The 1,214-nt window shown below is 68.4% G+C and carries 2 protein-coding genes; both read right to left on the bottom strand.

Annotated elements, in window-relative coordinates; translation table 11 throughout:
- Positions 1-397 (bottom strand): DoxX family protein (locus JMF90_RS37815; protein WP_201326417.1); only part of this gene is annotated, 397 nt, incomplete at its 3' end.
- Between the two features lies 1 nt (position 398).
- On the bottom strand, positions 399-1,214 hold an 816-nt coding region (locus tag JMF90_RS37810; RefSeq protein ID WP_201326416.1), incomplete at its 5' end, for an amidohydrolase family protein.

The raw sequence follows: 1,214 nt of genomic DNA, 5'->3' as shown, positions 1-1,214 counted from the left end.
CGAGCACGAGTGCCGCGATCAGCCCGAGATGCTCGAAAAAGCTGTTGAGCGCCATGAAGTGTTCGGCTCCCGAACGGTTCCAGAAATCGTTCGCCACGACCATCGCGACGAGCGTCAGCATGCCGAGACTGCCGGCGCCGAGCCACGTGAAGCGGCGAAACACCACGCACAGCGAGCCCGCGATCTCGACCGCGATCGCAAGCGCTGCCCACAGCGCGGCCGGCTGCAGGCCGAAATGCGCCTGCTCCGCGACCGCGCCGGGGAAGTCGAGCGCCTTCGCGACGCCGCCGAGCAAATAGGCGGACACCAGCGCGAGGCGCGAGAGCGGCAGGACCCACGGCTGCGACAGCAGCGCGCGGACCCACGCGGGGGTGCCGTAGACGGAGCGCGTCGTCATGTCAGACGGCCCAGCACGAACAACCGAACGCGCCCCAGAAACCCTTCGCGTCCGACGTCGGCAACGTGCGGCCCCACGCGCCCGCGTGCGCATGCTGGTGAACGTTGCATTCGTTCGCGCAGCCGCACATCGCAGCGGCCGCCGCGCGTTGCAGCGGCGCGCCGTTGCGCTGCGTCGCGCCCCAGCCACCATAGCCCCCGAACTCGCGCACCGGCGACCAGTCGGGCATCGCCGGCGGGATCGGCGCGTCGTGCGAGGCGAACGGCCCCGCGCCCCATACGATCTTCCCGTCGACCACCGTCAGCAATGCGGTCGTGCCGGCGATATCGTCCTCCGCGCACGCGAAGAAATCGCGATCCGGGACGATCAGGTCAGCGAGCTGCCCGACCGCAATCCGGCCTTTCTTGCCTTCCTCGTTCGAGAACCACGTCACGTACTCGGTCCACATCCGCAGCGCGGTTTCGCGATCGAGCAGGTTGCGCTGCGGATACATCCTCAGGCCGCCGACCGTCTTGCCCGTCACGAGCCATGCAAGCGACACCCACGGGTTGTACGACGCGACGCGCGTCGCGTCCGTGCCGGCCGACACCTTGAGTCCCTTGGCGAGCATCTTCGCGACCGGCGGCGTCGCCTCCGCGGCTTGCGCGCCGTAGCGCTCGACGAAATATTCGCCCTGGTACGCCATCCGGTGCTGCACCGCGATGCCGCCGCCGAGCGCGGCAATCCGGTCCATCGACTTCTCGGTGATCGTTTCCGCGTGATCGAAGAACCAGTTCAGCCCTTCGAGCGGGATGTCCTCGTTGACCTTCTCGAACAC

It is taken from the genome of Burkholderia sp. E168m23, from assembly GCF_016586125.1.
GTDB classification, from domain to species: Bacteria; Pseudomonadota; Gammaproteobacteria; order Burkholderiales; family Burkholderiaceae; genus Burkholderia; species Burkholderia orbicola.
This window is presented reverse-complemented; position numbering and strand designations above follow the sequence as displayed.